The sequence below is a fragment of the Nocardiopsis sp. TNDT3 genome, assembly GCF_003427465.1.
Lineage (GTDB): Bacteria > Actinomycetota > Actinomycetes > Streptosporangiales > Streptosporangiaceae > Nocardiopsis > Nocardiopsis dassonvillei.
This window is the reverse complement of the sequence record NZ_QPFC01001174.1, coordinates 1-1898: the sequence shown is the minus strand read 5'-3', so window position 1 is coordinate 1898 and position 1898 is coordinate 1. Positions and strand designations below refer to the sequence as shown.

Genomic DNA, 1898 nt, shown 5'->3' with positions numbered 1-1898 from the left:
GCCCCTACCCTCGGAGGGGGCGGCGAGGAGCCCCCGCCGGGACGATGCGCCCGCCCTCGCCCCAGTCGGATGCTTGACCGCGTTCCCACCGCCGAACGCGAGGCCCGACGATGCTCGAAGACCCCCTCCTGCTGGCGCGGCTCCAGTTCGCGCTGACCGCCGCCACCCACTACATGTTCGTGGCCCTGACCCTCGGGCTGGCCCCCTACCTCCTCGCCACCCAGCTGGTCGCCACCCTGCGCGGCGACCGCTCCCGGACGACCGCCGTGCGGTTCTGGGGCGGCCTGTACCTGGTCAACTACGGGATGGGCGTCCTGTCCGGGCTGGTGATGGAACTCCAGCTCGCGCTGAACTGGAGCGGCCTACACGGGATGTTCGGCTACACCTTCGCCGCTCCGCTGGCGCTGGAGACGATGACCGCGTTCTTCGTCGAGTCCACGTTCCTGGGTTTGTGGATCTTCGGGTGGGACCGCATGGGCCGGTGGGCGCACCTGGCCTGCTTCGCCGTGGTCACCGCGACGGCGTACGCCTCGGCGTGGTGGGTGCTGGTCTCCAACGGCTTCCTGCGCAACCCCGTGGGCTTCGAGATGGTCGACGGGGTGGCGCACCTGACCGACCCCGTCGCGCTGATGACCAACCCGGCGGCCGTGCTGGCCTTCGGTCACATCGTCACCGGTTCCCTGCTGGTCGGCGCCCTGGTCGTCGCGGCGACCAGCGCCTACCACCTCGTCCGTCGCGACGACGCGCACGGCGTCTTCCGGCGCGGTATCCGCCACGCGACGCTGGTCCTGTGCGTCGTGCCGATACCCGTGGCGGCCTTCGGCGGGGTGCAGTTCGGGCTGTTCGGCCAGGACCCGCCCACGAGCGGGCTGACCTACACCGCCGAGGAGATCGCGGCGATCGAGGCGGCGCACCCGGGCGGCCCCCTCCTGGAGGCGGCCAACACGGCCGGCGACCTGGTGATGATGACGTCGTGGGCGCTGGTGTTCCTCCTGGGCCCCCTCATGCTGCTGGCCTGGCCCCTCGGCGGTCTCGACCGCTGGAGGTGGTTCCTCGCCCCGCTGGTGGTGACGCCGTTCCTGCCCTACCTGGCCAGCGTCGGCGGCTGGGTGTTCCGGGAGACCAACCGCCAGCCGTGGACGGTCGTGCACCACCTGACCACGGCCGACGCGGTGACCCCCCTGTCCCCGGTCGCGGCCGTGGCCTCCTTCGGTTTCTTCACAGCCGCCTTCGCGGCCCTGGCCGCCGTCACCTACTGGCTCCTGGTGCGCTACGCGCGGCGCGGCCCCGAGGGCGGGCCGCTGGCGGAGCAGCGCACGCAGCCGCCCGAGGGCCCCGCGGAGCCCGGTGGGTCCGCCGTCCCCGTCCACACGTACTGAGCCCGGAAGGCCGCAAGCCATGGACCTCCTCTCCTCCGCACTCCTCGCCCTGCTCGTCGTGGGCTACCTCGTCCTGGCCGGTGCCGACATCGGCCTGGGCATGCTGATGCCGCGCCTGGCGCGCGGTCCCGAGCAGCGCCGCCGCGTGGTCGCCGCCATCGCCCCCTACTTCCTGGCCTCGGAGGTGTGGCTGGTCGCCGCGGTCGGGGTCCTGGCGGGCCTGTTCCCCGCCCTGGAGCACCACGCGGTCGCCGAACTGTGGCCCGTGCTCGCCGTCCTGCTGGCCGGATGGCTGGTCCGCGACGCGGGGCTGTGGCTGCGCGCCCGCGTGGACGGCGAACGCTGGCGGCTGGTCTGCGACTGCGCGCTCGTCGGGGGCAGTTGGGCCCTGGCCGCCGCGTGGGGCCTGGTGGTGGCGGGTCTGCTCGCGGGCGGCCTCACCGCGAGCGCGTTCACGCCGCTCTGCGCGGTCGCCGTCACGGCGCTGTTCGCGTTGCGCGGCGCGGCCTTCGGGGCCGA

The 1898-nt window shown here is 73.8% G+C and carries 2 protein-coding genes; both read left to right on the top strand.

Going from position 1 to position 1898, the window contains the following annotated elements; translation table 11 throughout:
- The first annotated feature begins 110 nt into the window (after nucleotides 1-110).
- Complete coding sequence (locus DQW06_RS25350; protein ID WP_117199443.1) at nucleotides 111-1379, top strand: cytochrome ubiquinol oxidase subunit I; 1269 nt, start codon at nucleotides 111-113, stop codon at nucleotides 1377-1379.
- A 19-nt stretch (nucleotides 1380-1398) separates the two neighbouring features.
- Nucleotides 1399-1898: cytochrome d ubiquinol oxidase subunit II (locus tag DQW06_RS25345; protein WP_198662548.1), on the top strand; the 500-nt coding region annotated here is incomplete at its 3' end.

Bases quoted from the DNA above. Each gene is read 5' to 3' on its own strand.
- DQW06_RS25350 (WP_117199443.1), top strand. From the start codon at position 111: ATGCTCGAAGACCCCCTCCTGCTGGCGCGGCTCCAGTTCGCGCTGACC.